This window comes from Burkholderia sp. SIMBA_051 (assembly GCF_046534915.1).
Taxonomy (GTDB): domain Bacteria; phylum Pseudomonadota; class Gammaproteobacteria; order Burkholderiales; family Burkholderiaceae; genus Burkholderia; species Burkholderia ambifaria.
Genome location: NZ_JAWRXS010000006.1, coordinates 486,284 through 504,433, shown reverse-complemented (window position 1 = coordinate 504,433; position 18,150 = coordinate 486,284). Strand labels below are relative to the sequence as shown.

The following is an 18,150-nucleotide window of genomic DNA, read 5'->3' as shown; positions in this document are numbered from 1 at the left end:
TCGAACGAGGCCGACGGACACCCTGCCCGTCGGCCTTTTTTTGTCTTCTCGAATTGGCGGGAAACGCCGCCGCTCCCGTCGCGACTAATCCAGATAGGGCGCCAAGACGCCCTCGATCCAGTCCATGAACGCCCGCACGCGCGGCGACAGATTGCGCCGATGGGCCACCACGAGCGACGCGGCGAGCGGCTCGGGACGCAGGTCGGGCAGAACCTCGACCAGCGCGCCGCTTTCAATGTGATGCGCGAGCGCCGAATATCCCGCCTGGATCAGCCCGATGCCGGCAAGCCCGGCTGCGTGATAGGTCTGCACGCTGTTGACCTGCATTGCGCTGGGCAACGGCAGCGACGCATAGCCGTCGCCGTTCGGATATTCCCATCCGGGATGCCGGGCGCCGAGTGTCAGCGTGTAGTGGACCATCCGGTGCCCCTGGGTGCGCAGATCGTCGAGCGTGTGCGGTATGCCGTACCGTGCCAGATAGCCCGGGCTCGCCGCATTCGTCATCCGCAGCTTGCCCAGCGGGCGGGCAATCAGCGTGTCGTCGGTGATCGGACCCAGCCGGATCACGCAGTCGAACCCTTCCTGGACGAGATCGACGCGCCGATCGGTGCTCGACAGTTCCAGTTCGAGCTCGGGATGCGCGGCCATCAATTGCGGTAGTGCCGGAACCACGACGCTGCGTGCCAGTTCGGTTGGCATGTCGACGCGCAACCTGCCGCGCAGGCGTGTGCCGTTACCCGAGAACATCGATTGCAATTCCTGCACCTCGGCCAACAGGTCGCGGGCGCGGGAATAGAACGCGCGGCCGTCCTCGGTCAACTGCACACTCCTCGTGGTCCGATGCAGGAGCGCAACCCCCACGTCGCGCTCGAGCTTGCGGATCACCATCGACACACGTCCTTTCTGGATGCCCAGGCTTTCGGCCGCCCGCGTGAAGCTCGTCATTTCGGCGACCCGGGCAAAGATCAGGAGCGCGTCGAGGTTTTGCATTGTTCATCCTGGAAGTAACAGCACGTTCAATCGGTCGTCATTTATAACCCGGTTGCGACTCAGTAGAGTGCTTTCCCATGTCGTCACCCGACGACAACGTGAACGAAAGGGAACAATCATGACGCAACACACTTCTTCGGTTAAAGCGGTCGTCGTCTACCACTCCGGCTACGGGCATACCGCACGTATGGCAGCGGCGGTCGCCGAAGGGGCCGGCGCCGAGCTCGTCGCCATCGACGCCGACGGAAATATTGCCGCGCACGCGTGGGACATGCTCGCCGGCGCCGATGCGATCGTGTTCGGCTCGCCGACCTACATGGGCGGCCCGAGCTGGCAGTTCAAGAAGTTCGCCGATGCATCGTCGAAGGTCTGGTTCGACGCCGGTGGCGCGACAAGATCTTTGGCGGCTTCACCAACAGCGCAAGCATCAACGGCGACAAGCTCAATACGCTCGAATACTTCGTCCTGCTCGCCGGCCAGCACGGCGGGATCTGGGCGAGCATGGACATCAAGCCGGCGAACGTGAAAGCCTCGCTGCGTGACGACCTGAATCGCATGGGCTCCTATATCGCGCCGATGGCGCAGACGCCGGCCGACGCGTCGCCCGACGAGATGTCGCCGGGGGATCTCGAGACGGCCCGCCGGTATGGCGAACGCGTCGCAACGATCGCCGGACAGTTCCGGGCAGGACGCGCTCGAATCGGCTGAAATCCGGATGGGCGGCGCGCGCCGCCCTGCATGCGTTGGGGCTTTACCGCGGTATGATGACGCCTGCGCACCACGCCGGACCGGCCGCGCCGCCCCGCAGGGTCACATCGTTTCATCTGACAAACGGATGGCTCAATGAAACAGTTACAACATAACGATTGACGGCGGCACGGGCGGCGCGTAGTGTGTCGCCAGAAGTTCAAGAAGTTCGATTGCTGTTCATCAATTGTCGCTACCCAGCGATATTCGTGGTCCTCTCCCTCCTTGACGCTTCAAACGCTCTCTCGCAGAGCACATCTTTCTATTTTTTTCATCAAGGATTCTTCATGGATACCGGTATCGTCAAGTGGTTCAACGACAGCAAAGGCTTTGGCTTCATCACCCCGGACAACGGCGGCGACGACCTGTTCGCGCATTTCTCGGAAATTCGCGCCGACGGTTTCAAGACGCTGGCTGAAAACCAGAAGGTGAGCTTCGAAACGAAGCAAGGCCCGAAGGGTCTGCAAGCGGCCAACATCAAGCCGCTGTAAAGTTTGAAGGACCCGGCCTCCGGTAACGGACGCCGGGTTGCAGCGACATCCTCGCGGAGCTTCGACTCCCAAAGTTGGCGCGACTGCTCTTAGCTGCATCTGATTGATCAGCAGCTTGCCGAGCGCCACACGCCTCGTTGCACTTCATTCCCCCTCTGGCTGCAAGGCCCCTTTTCTGCTTTTCGACTGCTTCGGATTCAGCTCGCAATGGCTTTGAATCGGCGCACCTGTGCACATTTGGCACGGCACGCGCGCACTCGAACATCATTAAAATTAAAACGCAAATGCAAAACCAACGAATTCAACAGTACAACGGCTATGCCGTTCAACCCTCGGCACATCGTTTGCCCGACGGTAGTTTTTCCTCCAACCTGCTGCTCGAACGCGCCGAAGGCCGTTACCAGTTCTATTCGCTCGATTATTTCGTGAGCGAAGAACAGGCACTGCAGCACTCGAGCCGCTGGGCACGCAACTGGATCGACACGCGCGGCTGAAGCCAGCGCCCGCCCATCGTTCCAGCGATGCGCCGGCGCCCTGCGCCGGCCCGCTTTACTTCAACGCACCCGCCACCTTCTTCTGCCGCCACAGACACAGCAGATCGCACGCGACATGCGCGGCCGCGATTGCGGTGATGTCGGCGTGATCGTAGGCCGGTGCCACCTCGACGACATCCGCCCCGATCAGGTTCACCGCACCGAGCCCGCGCACGATCGCGAGCGCCTGCGCTGACGACAACCCGCCCGCGACCGGCGTGCCCGTACCGGGCGCGAACGCCGGATCGAGGCAATCGATGTCGAACGTCAGGTACGCGGGCCGCGCGCCGACGATATCGACGATCCGCTCGACCGCCGCGCGCGAGCCATGCTCGTGCACCCACGCGGCATCGAGCCGCTCGATCCCGAGAAAGTCGTCGTTCCACGTACGGATCCCAACCTGCACCGACGTCGCGGGATCGATCAGCCCTTCCTTCACGGCCTTGTAGAACATCGTGCCGTGATTGAGGCTGTCCGGTTCGTCGTCGGCCCACGTATCGCAGTGCGCGTCGAAATGAATCAGCGACAGCGGCTTGCCGTAGCGCTCCACGTGCGCGATCAGCAGCGGATACGTGATGTAGTGGTCGCCGCCGAGCGTCAGCATCTTCGCGCCCGAGCGCAGGATCGTGCGCGCATGCTCGACGATCGCCGGCTTGATCGACAGCGGATTGTGCGCGTCGAACCAGCAGTCGCCATAGTCGACGGCCGCGAGATCGTCGAACGGATCGAAGCCCCACGGATATGGATTGAGCTCCGCGAGTTGCACGCTCGCCGCGCGGATCGCGGCCGGCCCGAGCCTTGCGCCCGAGCGATAGGTCGTCGCGAGATCGAGCGGCACGCCGGAGATCGCGACGTCGACACCGTCGAGCGCACGCGAATAGTTGCGGCGCATGAACGACAGCACACCCGCATAAGTATTTTCGATCGAGGCGCCGTACGGCGTCGTGCGACGGATCGCACCGTCGCCGTGGAGAAGTTCGGTCATGGTCGGACCTGTAGTCATGGCGGCCGGGCCGCCCGTTTCGCCTGGTATTGGCGCACGGGCCGGACACGGCATGGATTCATCGGGCACGTATCGGCTTGCGCATCGTCGCGCAACCGGACGGGACAACGACATCGACAACGGCAATACCGCGGCGATCATAGCAAGCTGAATGGAACGCGTTGCCCCGGTTCAGCCGGGGCAACGCGCGGAAAAATCCGGCGGCGGCATCGCCGCCCATCGCCTCCTTTCGCCTCCGTTTCCTAGAAGGATTCGCCGGTTCTCGTGCACCCGTTATTTCGGATAATGGCCGGCAGCCGCGCCCGCGACGGCGCGCCATCCGCCACAAGAACCACAAACCGGAGACATTCGCCTTGATCGCCACGCTTCCCGCCGCCTATCGCCGGCTCTGGCCGCTCGCCATCGCCGCCGCGCTGCTGTACGGGCTGTCGCTCGCCGCCGCGCCCTATCCGGGCCAGACCGCCGCGAAAGCCGCGATGGGCATCCTGCTGCTCGCGGCCGGCAGCACGTGCGGCGCGCCGCGCGAACGCGCGTGGCTGTGCGCGGCGCTCGCGACCGCCGTGCTCGGCGACGTGCTGCTTGCACTACCCGACTGGCCGCTGTCGTTCGTGTTCGGCCTCGGCGCGTTCCTGCTCACGCACGTGTGTTATTGCGTGGTCTTCTTCCGATGGCGCGCGCGGCCGCACGGCTGGCGCATCGGCGCGCTCGTCGCGCTGTGGATCGCCGCGCCGGCGTTCTACGTGGCGTTCTTCCCGCACCTCGGCGAGCTGCTGGCGCCGGTCGCCGTCTACATGCTCGTGCTGTGCGTGATGGCGAGCTTCGCGCTCGCCGCGCGCACGCGCGGCGCGCTGGTCGCCGTCGGCAGCCTGATCTTCGTCGGCTCCGATACGCTGATCGGCGTCGGCCGGTTCCTCGGCGGCTTTCCCGGCATCGACTACTTGATCTGGGGCCTCTATGCGCTCGCGCAGGTCCTGATCGTGGCCGGGGTTTTCCAGGAGACGGCCGCCCGCTCGATCCGTCCCTGATACTGTTTCAAACAGACCGCCGCGCATCGGCGGTTTCGTTCATCGCCTCGCTCGCCCTGTCGACGGCCCTTTCCACGCCTCCCGCAATGCGGAAAGCACGCCGTTCCAAACCCCGCTCAGCCTTTTCCCGTCTGGTTTCCCGCCGTTAGAGCGTCGCTTCTAGCCGCTTGCGGTTTCCGGGCTCACCCACTATCGTTACATCAACCAATGTAACATTAAAAAATGAGCCAAATCGGAGACACCCGGATGAATGCTCGCACGTTGCCTTTCGGCCCGCCCGGCCACGATGGCCCGGACGAAACCATCGACATCGCCATCATCGGCACCGGCTTCGCCGGGCTGGGAATGGCGATCCGCCTGCGGCAAACAGGCATGACCGACTTCGTCGTCCTCGAGAAGGCCGCATCGGTTGGCGGCACGTGGCGCGACAATCATTACCCCGGGTGTGCATGCGACGTGCAATCGCACGTCTATTCGTTCTCGTTCGCGCCGAACCCGCGCTGGACGCGCATGTTCGCGCCGCAGCCGGAGATTCGCGCGTATCTGGAAGACTGCGTGCAGCGCTTCAGCATCGGCCCGCACCTGCGCATGAACCACGAACTGCGGCGCGCCGAGTACGACGAAACCGCGCAGCGCTGGCGCCTCACATTCGCGAACGGCAAGCTGCTGTCGGCGCGCGTGCTCGTGTCGGGCATGGGCGGGCTGTCGCGCGCCGCGCTGCCGGCGATCCCCGGCGTCGAAACGTTCCAGGGCCGCGCCTTCCATTCGCAGCAGTGGGATCACGACTACTCGCTCGACGGCAAGCGCGTCGCGGTGATCGGCACAGGCGCGAGCGCGATCCAGTTCGTGCCGCAGATCGCGCCGCGCGTGAAGGCACTCGCGCTGTTCCAGCGCACGCCGCCATGGATCATGCCGAAGCCCGACCGCAATCTGACCGGCTTCGAGAAATGGCTGTTCCGCACGCTGCCGTTCACGCAGAAGGCCGTGCGCAGCGGCATCTACTGGATGCTCGAATCGCGCGTGCTCGGCTTTGCGATCCATCCGTCGCTGATGAAGAACGTGCAGAAGCTCGCGCTGCGTCACATCCGCAAGCAGATCCCCGATCCGGAATTGCGCCAGGCCGTCACGCCGAACTACACGCTCGGCTGCAAGCGCGTGCTGATCTCGAACGACTACTATCCGGCGCTGTCGCGCAAGAACGTCGACGTGGTCACGACAGGCATCGACCACATCGAAGCGGACGCGGTCGTGACGACCGACGGCAAGCGTCATGAAGTCGACTGCCTGATCTACGGCACCGGCTTCCAGGTCGCCGATCCGTTTCCGCGCGGCGCTATCGTCGGCCGCGGCGGCCTCGACATCGTCGACGCATGGCGCGACGGCGCGCATGCGTACCTCGGCACGACGCTGCCCGGCTACCCGAACTTCTTCATGATCGTCGGCCCGAACACGGGCCTCGGCCACAACTCGATGGTGTACATGATCGAGTCGCAGATCGAATACATCCTCGGCGCGCTGCAGACGATGCAGCGCGAACGCGCGGATGCGATCGAAGTGCGCCCGCTCGTCGAGGCGCAGTTCAACAACGACCTGCAGGGCAAGCTCAAGAAGGCGATCTGGTCGACGGGCGGCTGCAAGAGCTGGTACCTCGACCCGCGCACCGGCAAGAACACGACGCTGTGGCCGGGCTTCACATGGCGCTTCCGCCAGGCGACCGCACGCTTCTCGATCGCCGATTACCACGCGTATGGCGCGCCGCGGCATGACACGGCCGCACGGCCCGCAGCCGCGTCAGCCGCTTCCGCTTCAACTTCCCCTTCCGCCGAAGCGGCCTGAGCCAGACAAGGAGCCACCGACATGAGAGATTTCGCCAACAAGGTCGCCGCGATCACGGGCGCCGGCTCGGGCATGGGCCGCGCACTCGCGGTCCAGCTCGCGCGGGCCGGCTGCCACGTGTCGCTCGCCGACAAGAACGGCGTCGGCCTCGCCGAAACCGAGCGGATCGTCCGCGCGATCGCGCCGAACGTGCGCGTGTCGACGCGCATGCTCGACGTCGGCGACCGCGACGCGATGTTCGCGTGGGCCGACGACACCGCGAAGGAGCACGGCAAGGTCAACCTGATCTTCAACAATGCGGGCGTCGCGCTGTCGAGCACGATCGAAGGGATGGAATACAGCGATCTCGAGTGGATCGTGAACATCAACTTCTGGGGCGTCGTGCACGGCACGAAGGCGTTCCTGCCGCACCTGAAGGCATCGGGCGACGGCCACGTGATCAACACGTCGAGCATCTTCGGGATCTTCGCGCAGCCGGGCATGAGCGGCTACAACGCGACCAAGTTCGCGGTGCGCGGCTTCACCGAATCGCTGCGCCAGGAACTCGACATGATGAAGTGCGGCGTGTCGGCGACCTGCGTGCATCCGGGCGGCGTCCGCACGAACATCGCGCAGTCGAGCTGCGTCGCGAAGAACATGATCGGCTTCCTGATCCAGAGCGAGCAGCAAGGCAAGGACAACTTCGAGAAATTCTTCATCACGAGCGCAGACGATGCCGCGCGCACGATTCTCGCCGGCGTGCGCAAGAACAAGCGCCGCGTGCTGATCGGCCGCGATGCGAAGGGCGCCGACTGGATGGCGCGCGTCATGCCGGCCGCCTACCAGGCGATCGTGGTGCTCGTATCGCGCCGCGAGGCCGCGAAGGCCCGCCGCGAGGCCGCCCGCTACGGCGCGCCGGCGGCCGCTCCGCTTCACGCCCCCTACAACAACGCAGGCAATCAGGCAGGAGAACAATCATGACGAACCCGAACATGATGCCGGTGCGGCGCGACATCCGTTTCGCGCTGCCGCCCGAACGCGCGAAGGACTGGCACGTCCAGGGCGTGCCGGTCACGCATTTCATGAACGCGCTGTCGCTGCTGTTTCCGGCGGGCGAGCGCTTCTTCATGGATTCGGTGCGCTACTACCGCGACCGCATCGAGGAACCGGAGCTGAAGAAGCAGGTGCTGGGCTTCATCGGCCAGGAAGCGATGCACACGCGCGAGCACATCGAGTACAACGACCTGCTGCAATCGGCCGGCCTGCCCGCGCACAAGCTCGACAAGCGGCTGTGGACGATCCTCGGCTTCTTCAGGAAGACGATGCCGCATTCGATGCAGCTCGCGGCGACCATCGCGCTCGAGCACTACACGGCGATCCTCGCGAACCAGCTGCTGTCGGGCCTCGAGCACCGGATCGACGGCTCGGTCGAAGGCTATCGGCAGATGTGGATGTGGCACGCGATGGAGGAAACCGAGCACAAGGCAGTGTCGTACGACGTATGGAACGCCGTGATGAAGCCGGGCCTCGGCAGCTATCTGCTGCGCACCGGCACGATGCTGCTGACGACCGTGATGTTCTGGACGATCGTGTTCGACTTCCACGTGCGGCTGATGCTCGCGCACCGTCGCAAGCACGGCAGGTTCGGCGGCATGTGGCGCCTCGTGAAGTATCTGTACAGCCCGAAGAACGGCGTGTTGCCGAGCATCGCCGGCGAATGGCTCGACTACTTCCGCCCGGGCTTCCATCCGTGGGACCACGACAACCATCAGTATCTGGAGGGCCTCGACACGCTGCTCGCGAACATCGACGCGACCAACGCGCGCTACGCGGCGCAGGCCGCCCCGCGCCGCGTGCCGCTGCATCCGGTTGCGCAGGCATGACGTCATGGCGCCCGCGCACGAGATGCTGACCGTCCGCTCCGGCGACGTGAAACTCGCCGTGTATGTCAGCGGCCCGCGGCGCGCGCCGCCGCTGATCCTCGTGCACGGCTATCCCGATTCGGCGGCCGTGTGGGCACCGGTGCGCGCGCGGCTCGCGAAACGCTACCGCGTGATCGCCTACGACGTGCGCGGCGCCGGCGCGTCCGATGCGCCGCGCCGCCGCGCCGATTACGCGCTCGCGCGGCTCGCGGAGGACCTGAAGGCCGTCGCCGACGCGACCTGCGGCAACCGGCCGTTTCATCTGGTCGGCCACGACTGGGGGTCGATCCAGTGCTGGGAGGCCGTGACCGACCCCGCGTTCCGCGGCCGGATCGCGTCGTACACGTCGATCTCCGGGCCGTGCCTCGACCACGTGTTTCGCGCGAAGATGCGGCTCAAACAGAGCCTGAAGTCGTGGTACATCGCGTTCTTCCACCTGCCGGTCGTGCCGTCGCTGGTGTGGCGGCTCGGCGGCGCCGCGCTGTGGCCGCGCTGGTTGCAGTTGACCGAGCGCGTGCGGCCCGAGCGCGATCCCGCGCAGTTGAAGAACGCGCTGAACGGCTTGCAGCTTTACCGCGCGAATTTCCTCGCCCGGGCGAGACGGCCGCGCGAGCGGTATGCGCAGGCGCCGGTCCAGATCCTCGTGCCGGTGCGCGACCGCTACGTGACGCCCGAGATGTCGGTCGATCTCGACCGTTGGCTCGGCGAGCATGTGCGGGAGGAAATCGACGGCGCGCACTGGATCGTGGTGCGCGATCCGGAGCTGATCGCCGCGCGGATCGACCGGTTTGCCGCGGCGCATGAAAGACCGGCCGCGGCGACCCCGGCGGCGGCCCCCGCGACGGCGAGCGCCCCGGTTCAGCGCAGCGCCGGCAGGCGCTTGAACAGCGTTTCGTAGTCGATCACGAGCCCGTCGGCATCGATGTCCATCTCCGCCGTGAAATTCCGGAAGATCCCTTCGTAGCGGTAGCGCCGGCCGGGCTCGATGCACGCGTAGGCCTGCTTGACCGGCGCGACGGTCAGATCCGGCGTCGAGATGTACGCGACGTCGATCGGCCGCCGCTCGCCGCGCGCGAGACGGAGGCGGCCGATCGGCAGCGAATTCGTGAACGGCGTCGCCGCGATGTCGATGTCGACACAGCCATCCAGTTCCGGCAGCGCGCTGCCCGAACCGTCGCGCCAGTGGCCGGCGCCGTCGCCATGCAGTTCGAGCGTGCCGCCGCCCATCACCCTGAGCACCGCATATCTGACCCGCCACTGCGGATCGCACTCGACCCGGTACGCAAGCCCATACGCGCGGCCGTACCGCTGGCCGACCACGGCACTTTCGACGACGATGCCGGTTTCAGCACGATCGAACGTCAGGTGTTCGATTCCGTCGCCCTCGAGCGACGCCCAGCGAACTTCTCGCATCGTTCCTCCGAAAACGCTAACGAGAGCGCAAATTTACTACCAGAGCCCGCAAATGTCGCGAAAACGCTAACGTCCGCCCCAATTCGGGGCGCCTGCCTCAAATCCCGAGTATCCAGAATTCCCTATTCCGGTGCACGGGAGAGTGTCCTATGCTCGCGGCTCGTCCTGCTCCACCGCCGCCATGCCTACCGCCCGCCCTGCCTCGCCGTCGATCGACCTGCGCATCCTGCTGCGCAGCGTCGGACAGATCGTGCTGCAGGCGAACGCGTTCACCGGCGCGATGCTGGTCGCCGCACTCGCGCTGACCGACCTGCGGCTCGCGTGCGCGGCGCTGGTCGGCGCGGCCGCCGCGAACGTGACCGCGGTGCTGACCGGCGCGGAACGCCGCGCCGTCGAACAGGGTCTGCACGGCTTCAACGGCGCACTCGCCGCGCTGGTGGCCGTCGTCTTTGCGCCCGCCCCGCTGGCGCTCGTGCTCGCACCGCTCGCCGCGATCGGCGCCGCGCTCGTGCAGCGCGCGATGCGCACCCCGCTCGCGAAATGGCGCCAATGCCCGTATTCGAGTCCGTGCCTTGCCGCCACTGCGCTATGGTTGCCGTTTGTCGCGATGCAGCATGCGAGCGGTGTCGCGACAGATCCGGCGCCGACGCTTTCCTCGGTCGCCGCCGCGCTGCTGTCGGGCGTCGCGCAAACCGCTTTCGCACAAGGCGCGTGGGCCGGTATGCTGATCGTTGTGGGCATCGCGATCGCATCGCGCCGCGCGGCCGCGTTCGCACTCGGCGGCGCGATCGTGTCGACCGTGCTGCTGGTCGCACTCGGCGCAGGCGATACCGGATTTACCGACGGCCTGCTCGGCTTCAACGGCGCGCTCGCCGCGCTTGCGCTGATGTCGCGCGGCACGCGCACGGCGCTCGCGGCGGTCGCACTGGCCGCGCTGATCCAGTGGCTCGCGATGCGCGCGGACGTCCCGGCGCTCACGGCGCCGTTCGCTCTGGCGTCGTGGATCACGGTGGCCGTCGCCCGCCGCTTTACCCTCGGAGAACCCGATGTCGTCATTCGCACACCGTCCTGACGCCGTGAAGCCCGGCGGCCCGGTCTCGGACGCCGAGCGCCGGCTGCGCGTCGATCTCGCCGCCGCGTATCGCCTCGTCGCGCTGAACGGCTGGGACGACCTGATCTACACGCACCTGTCCGCGACGGTGCCGGGCGAACCCGGCCATTTCCTGATCAATCCGTTCGGCCTCACGTTCGACGAAGTCCGTGCATCGAATCTCGTGAAGATCGACCTGACCGGCAACCGGATCGGCGACAGCGAGCATCCGGTCAACGTGACGGGCTTCGCACTGCATGCGGCCGTCCATGCCGCGCGGCCGGATGCCGTGTGCGTGATGCATCTGCACAATACGGCCGGCATCGCCGTGTCGATCCAGCGCGACGGGCTGCTGCCGGCATCGCAGCACGCGCTGCGGTTTTACGGCGACCTCGCGTATCACGACTACGAGGCGCTCGCCTTCTCGCCGGCCGAAGGCGCGCGACTGACCGCCAGTCTCGGCGCGAACTCCGCGATGCTGCTGCGCAATCACGGCACGCTGACGGTCGGCCGGACCGTCGCCGAAGCGTATGTGCTGATGGATACGCTGATCAAGGCGTGCGACATCCAGGTGCGCGCGCAGGCAGGCGGCGGACCGCTCGTGCTGCCCGAGCCGGCCGTCGCCGCGCGCACCGCCGAGCAACTGCGCGACGGCGGCGCGATCGAGGGCGAACTGGAATGGCCGGCGCTGCTGCGCCGCCTCGACCGCATCGATCCGTCGTATCGCGACTGACGCCGCCGGCGTCCCGACGAACACGAACCGATTCACCCCAACCATCGGAGCATCCAGTCATGCCGACTTTCAATATCCAGTTGTTCGAAGGCCGCACGGTCGAGCAGAAGCGTGCATTCGTCGAAGCGATCACGCGCGTCACGTGCGAGACGCTCGGCTGCGACCCGGGCTCGGTCGACATCATCCTCGCCGACGTGAAGAAGGAGAACTGGGCGACGGCCGGGAAGCTGTGGAGCGAGCGCGAATAAGCCGCTGCCGCGAACCATTCGAATCCACCGCTTGACGGGACGCAACGCGTCCCAGCCCCGCCCGCTCTCCCCGCTTCCCCGCCACATCGGCAAGCCCGTCGGCCTGCCGCCTGCCGTCAAACACCTGCGTCTTATCCCGAAAATTACCCATTGACGTCGATCAAAATCGATTGCAGCGCATGACGGACAATTGCGCTTGAATTCAATTCGTTCGAGCAATACCGAAAAGAGAGAACCGAGGGAAAACGCCGGACCTGCCGCGCACCGCCGCTCAATGGATTCGCGCGATTTTCATTTCGATTTTCCGATGTCCGGTTTGACACCCGATGATCGAAATCGACTCACTTCGGTTTCAAGCACCCACCCTGGAGAAACAATGAGAATGCTCGTCGACAATCTCAATCCGGACACCACGCGGAACGAGCTTCAGGGTTTTCTTCACAAATACACCGGAGAGACTTTCACGCACATCCTGTTCATCGGGCAAGCAAGCTCGAGGCCGGGTGCGTTGATCGACGTCGAAGGCGCCAACCGCGGTGCGCTCGGGGAAATCCGCAAACGCCTGAACGGCATGTACTGGAAGCGCCACCGGATTCGCATCTGGATCTTTTCATTCTGGGATTACAGCGACGCCGCCGAAGCCCGGCGTCAACGGGAAAGCCGGAACGAGCCGTCACGCGAAACGCCGGCCATCACGCTGCACCGATAACGGTCGCCCCCAGCAGTAAAAACCCATCCCCGCGCCGTACGCACCGCCGTACGCGCGGCGGCCACGTGCGCGCGACGACTTCGCGCACGCTCGTCGATTACAAGGAAGCCTCATGGCTGAACTGATTCACACCGATACTGCGCGACCCGCCACGCGCAAGCTGCCGCTCGGCGCGCTGACCGCCCTCGTCGTCGGCTCGATGATCGGCGGCGGCATCTTCTCGCTGCCGCAGAACATGGCTGCCGCAGCCGACGCCGGCGCGATCCTGATCGGGTGGGGCATCACCGCGGTCGGCATGCTCGCCCTCGCGTTCGTCTTCCAGACACTGGCGAACCGCAAGCCGCTGCTCGACGGCGGTGTCTACGCGTATGCGCAGGCCGGGTTCGGCGATTACATGGGCTTCTCGTCCGCATGGGGCTACTGGATCAGCGCGTGGGTCGGTAACGTCGGCTACTTCGTGCTGTTGTTCTCGACGCTCGGCTACTTTTTCCCGATGTTCGGCGAAGGCAACACGCGCGCCGCGATCGCGGCCGCTTCGGTGCTGCTGTGGGCCGTCCATTTCCTCGTATTGCGCGGCATCCGCGAAGCGGCGTTCGTCAACCTCGTCACGACCATCGCGAAGATCGTCCCGCTCGTGGTGTTCATCGTGATCGGCTTCTTCGCGTTCCGGCTCGACGTGTTCCGAGCCGACATATGGGGCCACGCGAATCCGTCGCTCGGCTCGGTGACGAACCAGGTCCGCAACATGATGCTCGCCACCGTCTGGGTGTTCATCGGCATCGAGGGCGCCAGCATCTACTCGGCGCGCGCCGAGAAGCGCAGCGATGTCGGCCGTGCGACCGTGATCGGCTTCGCCGGCGTACTGCTCGCGCTCGTGCTCGTCAATCTGCTGTCGCTCGGCATCATGACGCAGCCGCAGCTCGCGAAGCTTCAGAACCCGTCGATGGCCGCCGTGCTCGAGCATGTGGTCGGACATTGGGGCGCCGTCGTCATCGGCGTCGGCCTCGTGGTGTCGCTCGTCGGCGCGCTGTTGTCGTGGGTGCTGCTCTGCGCGGAGATCCTGTTCTCGGCCGCAAAGGACCGCACGATGCCCGCGTTCCTGCGCAAGGAGAACGCGAACCACGTGCCGGCCAACGCGCTGTGGCTCACGAACGTGATGGTGCAGATTTTCCTCATCATCACGCTGTTCGCCCAGGGCACCTATCTGTCGCTGATCTATCTGTCGACGTCGATGATCCTGATCCCGTACTTCTGGTCGGCCGCCTATGCGCTCCTGCTCGTCGTGCGCGGCGAAACCTATGGAGCCGACGCCCGCGCACGCCGCAAGGACGGCTGCATCGCCGCGCTCGCGGTGACGTACACGGTGTGGCTGCTCTACGCGGCAGGCGTCAAGTACCTGCTGCTGTCTGCCCTGCTCTACGTGCCGGGCGCGCTGCTGTTCGCGAAGGCGAAGCGCGAACTCGGCAAGCCGGTGTTCACGACCGCCGAAAAAATCGTCTTTGCGGCGGCCGCCGTCGCGGCCGTCGTCGCGGCCTATGCGCTCCATCGCGGTCTCATCTCCCTTTGATCGAACAGGTAACGAACATGACCCATGTCACGCCTCAAGTCGGTGTCCACTCCGAAGTCGGCAAGCTGCGCAAGGTGATCGTCTGCTCGCCGGGGCTCGCCCACCATCGCCTCACGCCCAGCAATTGCAACGAATTGCTGTTCGACGACGTGATGTGGGTGAACCAGGCCAAGCGCGACCATTTCGACTTCGTATCGAAGATGCGCGAGCGCGGCGTCGAGGTGCTCGAGATGCACAATCTGCTGACCGACACCGTCGCGAACCCGGCCGCACGCACGTGGATTCTCGATCGCAAGATCACGCCCGACACCGTCGGCATCGGTCTCGTCGACGAAGTGCGCGCATGGCTCGACGGCCTCGCACCGCGCACGCTCGCCGAATTCCTGATCGGCGGCGTCGCGGCGAGCGACGTGCCGGGCGGCAGCCAGTCGAAGGCGCTCACGTTGTTTCAGGACTACCTCGGGCGGTCGTCGTTCGTGCTGCCGCCGCTGCCGAACATGATGTTTACGCGCGACACGTCGTGCTGGATCTACGGCGGCGTCACGCTGAATCCGATGCACTGGCCGGCCCGCCGGCAGGAAACGCTGCTCGTCGCCGCGGTCTACCGGTTCCATCCCCAGTTCGCCGACGAAACATTCGACGTGTGGTACGGCGATCCCGACCGCGACCACGGGATGGCGACGCTCGAAGGCGGCGACGTGATGCCGATCGGTCGCGGCGTCGTGCTCGTCGGGATGGGCGAACGCACCACGCACCAGGCGATCGGCCAGCTCGCGCAGTCGCTGTTCGCGAAGGGCGCGGCCGAACGCGTGATCGTCGCGGGTCTGCCGAACTCGCGTGCGTCGATGCATCTCGACACCGTGTTCAGTTTTTGCGATCGCGATCTCGTGACCGTATTCCCCGACGTCGTGAGCCGCATCGTCCCGTTCACGTTGCGCCCGCGCGACGACGCGCGCAACGGCATCGACATCGAGCGGGAAGACAAGGCGTTCGTCGACGTCGTCGCGCAGGCGCTGGGTCTGAAATCGCTGCGCGTCGTCGAGACGGGCGGCAACGATTTCGCGGCCGAACGCGAACAATGGGACGACGGCAACAACATGATCTGCCTCGAACCGGGCACCGTCGTCGGCTATGACCGCAATACCTATACAAACACGCAGTTGCGCAAGGCGGGGGTCGAGGTGATCACGATCGGCTCCAGCGAGCTCGGCCGCGGGCGCGGCGGCGGCCATTGCATGACCTGTCCGGTCCTGCGCGATCCGGTCGATTTCTGAAACGGCGCGCACCGCGACGCACCGCCCCCCTTTTTCACGGAGAAACCCGATGAGCCTCAATCTGCACAACCGCAATCTGCTGAGCCTGATCCACCACAACGCGCGCGAACTGCGCTACCTGCTCGATCTCGCCCGCGACCTGAAGCGTGCGAAGTACAGCGGCACCGAACAGCCGCGCCTGATGCGCAAGAACATCGCGCTGATCTTCGAAAAGACCTCGACCCGCACGCGTTGCGCATTCGAGGTCGCCGCATACGACCAGGGCGCCAACGTGACCTATATCGATCCGACTTCGTCGCAGATCGGTCACAAGGAAAGCATGAAGGACACGGCGCGCGTGCTGGGCCGAATGTACGACGCCATCGAGTATCGCGGTTTCCGCCAGGAGATCGTCGAAGACCTGGCCCGCTACGCGGGCGTGCCCGTGTTCAACGGACTCACCGACGAATACCATCCGACGCAGATGCTGGCCGACGTGATGACGATGCGCGAGCACAGCGACAAGGCGTTGCACGACATCAGTTACGCGTATCTCGGCGATGCGCGCAACAACATGGGCAATTCGTTGCTCCTGATCGGCGCGAAGCTCGGGATGGATGTGCGGATCGGCGCACCGAAGTCGCTGTGGCCGGCCGCGGAGCTGATCGCGCAATGCGAGGCGTTCGCGGCCGAAAGCGGCGCGCGGATCCTCTTGACCGAAGATCCGCATGCGGCAGTCGAGGGCGTCGACTTCATTCACACCGACGTGTGGGTGTCGATGGGCGAGCCGGTCGAAGCATGGGACGAGCGGATCGCGGCGCTGCTGCCGTATCAGGTCAATCGCACGCTGCTCGAATCGACGGGCAACGCGCGCACGCGGTTCATGCACTGCCTGCCGGCCTTCCACAACAGCGACACGACAGTCGGCCGGCAGATCGCCGAACGCTATCCGCACCTGAAAGACGGCATCGAGGTTACCGACGAGGTGTTCGAATCGCCGCGCTGCATTGCGTTCGAACAGGCCGAAAATCGCATGCACACGATCAAGGCCGTCCTCGTCTCGACACTCGGCGGCATCTGACGACCCGCACGCGCAACCGGATGGTGCGTCGCATCGCACCGTCCGCACTTCAAGGAGAAACACGATGCGCATCGTCATCGCATTGGGCGGCAACGCGCTCTTGCAACGCAATCAGCCGATGTCCGAGGCGCGGCAACGACAGAACGTGAGAATCGCCGCCGCCGAGATCGCCCGGATCGCCCCCGGCAACGAACTCGTGATCGCGCATGGCAACGGCCCGCAGGTCGGGCTCCTCGCGCTGCAGGCTGCCGCCTACGCACCGGTCGAGCCGTACCCGCTCGACGTGCTCGGCGCCCAGACGGAAGGGATGATCGGGTATCTGATCGAGCAGGAACTCGGCAACCTGCTGCCCGCCGACATGCCGTTCGCCACGCTGCTGACGCAAGTCGAAGTGGACCCTGCCGACCCGGCGTTCGACCGGCCGACCAAGCCGATCGGCCCGGTCTATTCGCGCGCGGAGGCCGAACGGCTCGCGCACGAAAATGGCTGGCACATCGCGCCGGACGGCGACGCGTTTCGCCGGGTCGTGCCAAGCCCCCGACCGCACCGCATCTTCGAGATCCGTCCGATCAAATGGCTGCTGGAAAAAGGCGCGATCGTGATCTGCGCGGGCGGTGGGGGCATCCCGACGCGCTACGATGCGAACGGCAAGCTCGCGGGTGTCGAAGCCGTCATCGACAAGGATCTGTGCGCGTCGCTGCTGGCGCGCGAATTGCAGGCGGACTTGCTGCTGATCGTCACCGACGTCGACGGCGCATATGTGGACTGGCGCCTGCCGACCCAGTCGCTGATCGAAGCCGCGCATCCGGACGCGCTCGATGAGCTCGGCTTCGCGGCCGGCTCGATGGGGCCGAAGGTGCAGGCCGCAATCGAGTTCGTACGACAGACGGGCCGGGACGCGGCCATCGGCTCGCTCGCCGATATCGCCGCGATCGTCGCGGGTCGAGCCGGCACGCGCGTCACCACGAAGGTGAACGGCATCCGTTGCAGGAAACCGCGATAGCGGAGATGTGCGGTGCCGCAATATCCGTGCCGATGCGTTCGGCCGGCGTGCCGTCGATCAGTGCAATGCGTCACGGACACATCGATCACGCGCGTCACGGTTCGGCGTCGCCGGAACCTCCCCGCGCGATACGCGCTCGAACCGCGGTAACGCCCGACCGAGCGCGCCGCACGCCGCGGCGCCTGAAGGAGACCGCATGATCGACGACAAACGTATCGCCACCGCACTGAACGACATGATCGTGTCGATGGGTGGGCAACTGGATCAATCGCTGCGGCAGGTCCAGGAGACCTGTCCGCCCCATGAATTCGTCGCCTATCGCGAATTCGTGTCGCAAGTATTGACCACGATGCTGCTCGACTTCATGAACCCGCTCTACGCCCGGCATCCCGACCTGAAGCCGCCGGACCTCGCCTGACCCGCCCGCGCAGCGCCGCCCACGCGCGCTGCGTGCGCCTCTTCCTTCCCTGCTCCCCGTTGTGCGCCCGCACATCGCTCCGTCACGCAATCGGCGCATAATGCCGAAC

19 protein-coding genes and 1 pseudogene are annotated in these 18,150 nt (G+C 65.7%); 17 read left to right on the top strand and 3 right to left on the bottom strand.

Translation table 11 applies throughout. From position 1 onward, the window contains the following. Positions 1 to 84 precede the first annotated feature (84 nt). Positions 85 to 990 carry a LysR family transcriptional regulator gene (locus tag SB771_RS17995; RefSeq protein WP_011659059.1) on the bottom strand — a complete coding sequence of 302 codons (906 nt, stop codon included), beginning with the start codon at positions 988 to 990 and terminating at the stop codon, positions 85 to 87. Between the two features lie 118 nt (positions 991 to 1,108). Here SB771_RS17995 and SB771_RS17990 point away from each other — a divergent pair. The 3 genes and pseudogenes from SB771_RS17990 (at position 1,109) to SB771_RS17980 (ending at position 2,722) form a co-directional block, all read left to right on the top strand. Beyond that, positions 1,109 to 1,698: pseudogene (locus tag SB771_RS17990) on the top strand (NAD(P)H-dependent oxidoreductase). Between the two features lie 326 nt (positions 1,699 to 2,024). Then, positions 2,025 to 2,228 carry a cold-shock protein gene (locus tag SB771_RS17985; protein ID WP_006485974.1) on the top strand — a complete coding sequence of 68 codons (204 nt, stop codon included), beginning with the start codon at positions 2,025 to 2,027 and terminating at the stop codon, positions 2,226 to 2,228. Positions 2,229 to 2,512: 284 nt separating this feature from the next. Continuing rightward, positions 2,513 to 2,722 (top strand): hypothetical protein, encoded by a 210-nt coding sequence (locus SB771_RS17980; protein ID WP_006753082.1) that lies wholly within the window; start codon positions 2,513 to 2,515, stop codon positions 2,720 to 2,722. A 55-nt stretch (positions 2,723 to 2,777) separates the two neighbouring features. Here SB771_RS17980 and speB read toward each other — a convergent pair whose 3' ends face one another. After that, positions 2,778 to 3,746: an agmatinase gene (gene speB / locus SB771_RS17975; protein ID WP_175659049.1), complete on the bottom strand. Its 969-nt coding sequence runs from the start codon at positions 3,744 to 3,746 to the stop codon at positions 2,778 to 2,780. Positions 3,747 to 4,117: 371 nt separating this feature from the next. Between speB and SB771_RS17970 the strand changes: the two genes are divergently transcribed. From SB771_RS17970 to SB771_RS17950, 5 genes are all read left to right on the top strand, one after another. Then, positions 4,118 to 4,789, top strand: coding sequence for a lysoplasmalogenase (locus tag SB771_RS17970; protein WP_175659048.1), 672 nt, complete (start codon positions 4,118 to 4,120; stop codon positions 4,787 to 4,789). A gap of 246 nt (positions 4,790 to 5,035) precedes the next feature. Next, the gene (locus SB771_RS17965) at positions 5,036 to 6,625 is read left to right on the top strand and encodes a flavin-containing monooxygenase (RefSeq protein WP_175659047.1); all 1,590 of its coding nucleotides are present in this window, start codon (positions 5,036 to 5,038) and stop codon (positions 6,623 to 6,625) included. Between the two features lie 21 nt (positions 6,626 to 6,646). Next, on the top strand, positions 6,647 to 7,585 hold the full coding sequence (locus tag SB771_RS17960) for an SDR family NAD(P)-dependent oxidoreductase (RefSeq protein ID WP_175659046.1): 939 nt from the start codon (positions 6,647 to 6,649) through the stop codon (positions 7,583 to 7,585). Further along, the gene (locus SB771_RS17955; protein ID WP_175659045.1) at positions 7,582 to 8,487 is read left to right on the top strand and encodes a metal-dependent hydrolase; all 906 of its coding nucleotides are present in this window, start codon (positions 7,582 to 7,584) and stop codon (positions 8,485 to 8,487) included. The genes SB771_RS17960 and SB771_RS17955 overlap by 4 nt, the downstream gene beginning before the upstream one ends. Before the next feature lie 4 nt (positions 8,488 to 8,491). After that, positions 8,492 to 9,424 carry an alpha/beta fold hydrolase gene (locus SB771_RS17950; RefSeq protein ID WP_175659044.1) on the top strand — a complete coding sequence of 311 codons (933 nt, stop codon included), beginning with the start codon at positions 8,492 to 8,494 and terminating at the stop codon, positions 9,422 to 9,424. Here SB771_RS17950 and SB771_RS17945 read toward each other — a convergent pair. Beyond that, on the bottom strand, positions 9,385 to 9,939 hold the full coding sequence (locus SB771_RS17945) for a putative glycolipid-binding domain-containing protein (protein ID WP_175659043.1): 555 nt from the start codon (positions 9,937 to 9,939) through the stop codon (positions 9,385 to 9,387). The two genes, SB771_RS17950 and SB771_RS17945, sit on opposite strands and share 40 nt — an antisense overlap. Positions 9,940 to 10,120: 181 nt before the next feature. Here SB771_RS17945 and SB771_RS17940 point away from each other — a divergent pair, with 181 nt between their 5' ends. The 9 genes from SB771_RS17940 to SB771_RS17900 all read left to right on the top strand — a co-directional run bounded on the left by SB771_RS17940 (position 10,121) and on the right by SB771_RS17900 (position 18,041). Next, entirely contained in the window at positions 10,121 to 11,011 is an 891-nt protein-coding gene (locus SB771_RS17940) for an urea transporter (protein ID WP_175659042.1), read from the top strand. Beyond that, entirely contained in the window at positions 10,986 to 11,762 is a 777-nt protein-coding gene (locus tag SB771_RS17935; protein WP_175659041.1) for a class II aldolase/adducin family protein, read from the top strand. Before SB771_RS17940 ends, SB771_RS17935 begins: the two co-directional genes overlap by 26 nt. Positions 11,763 to 11,821: 59 nt before the next feature. After that, positions 11,822 to 12,010, top strand: coding sequence for a 4-oxalocrotonate tautomerase (locus tag SB771_RS17930; protein ID WP_012366292.1), 189 nt, complete (start codon positions 11,822 to 11,824; stop codon positions 12,008 to 12,010). 376 nt (positions 12,011 to 12,386) lie between these two features. Then, positions 12,387 to 12,719: an RNA-binding protein gene (locus tag SB771_RS17925; protein ID WP_175659739.1), complete on the top strand. Its 333-nt coding sequence runs from the start codon at positions 12,387 to 12,389 to the stop codon at positions 12,717 to 12,719. 112 nt (positions 12,720 to 12,831) lie between these two features. Then, positions 12,832 to 14,286 (top strand): arginine-ornithine antiporter, encoded by a 1,455-nt coding sequence (gene arcD, locus SB771_RS17920; protein WP_175659040.1) that lies wholly within the window; start codon positions 12,832 to 12,834, stop codon positions 14,284 to 14,286. 17 nt (positions 14,287 to 14,303) lie between these two features. Then, entirely contained in the window at positions 14,304 to 15,560 is a 1,257-nt protein-coding gene (arcA, locus tag SB771_RS17915) for an arginine deiminase (protein ID WP_175659039.1), read from the top strand. 49 nt (positions 15,561 to 15,609) lie between these two features. After that, complete coding sequence (locus SB771_RS17910; protein ID WP_126225615.1) at positions 15,610 to 16,620, top strand: ornithine carbamoyltransferase; 1,011 nt, start codon at positions 15,610 to 15,612, stop codon at positions 16,618 to 16,620. Positions 16,621 to 16,684: 64 nt separating this feature from the next. Then, complete coding sequence (gene arcC, locus SB771_RS17905) at positions 16,685 to 17,623, top strand: carbamate kinase (protein ID WP_175659038.1); 939 nt, start codon at positions 16,685 to 16,687, stop codon at positions 17,621 to 17,623. Between the two features lie 196 nt (positions 17,624 to 17,819). Then, a complete protein-coding gene (locus SB771_RS17900; RefSeq protein WP_175654575.1) occupies positions 17,820 to 18,041 on the top strand; it encodes a hypothetical protein in 222 nt (73 codons plus the stop codon). Positions 18,042 to 18,150: the final 109 nt, after the last annotated feature.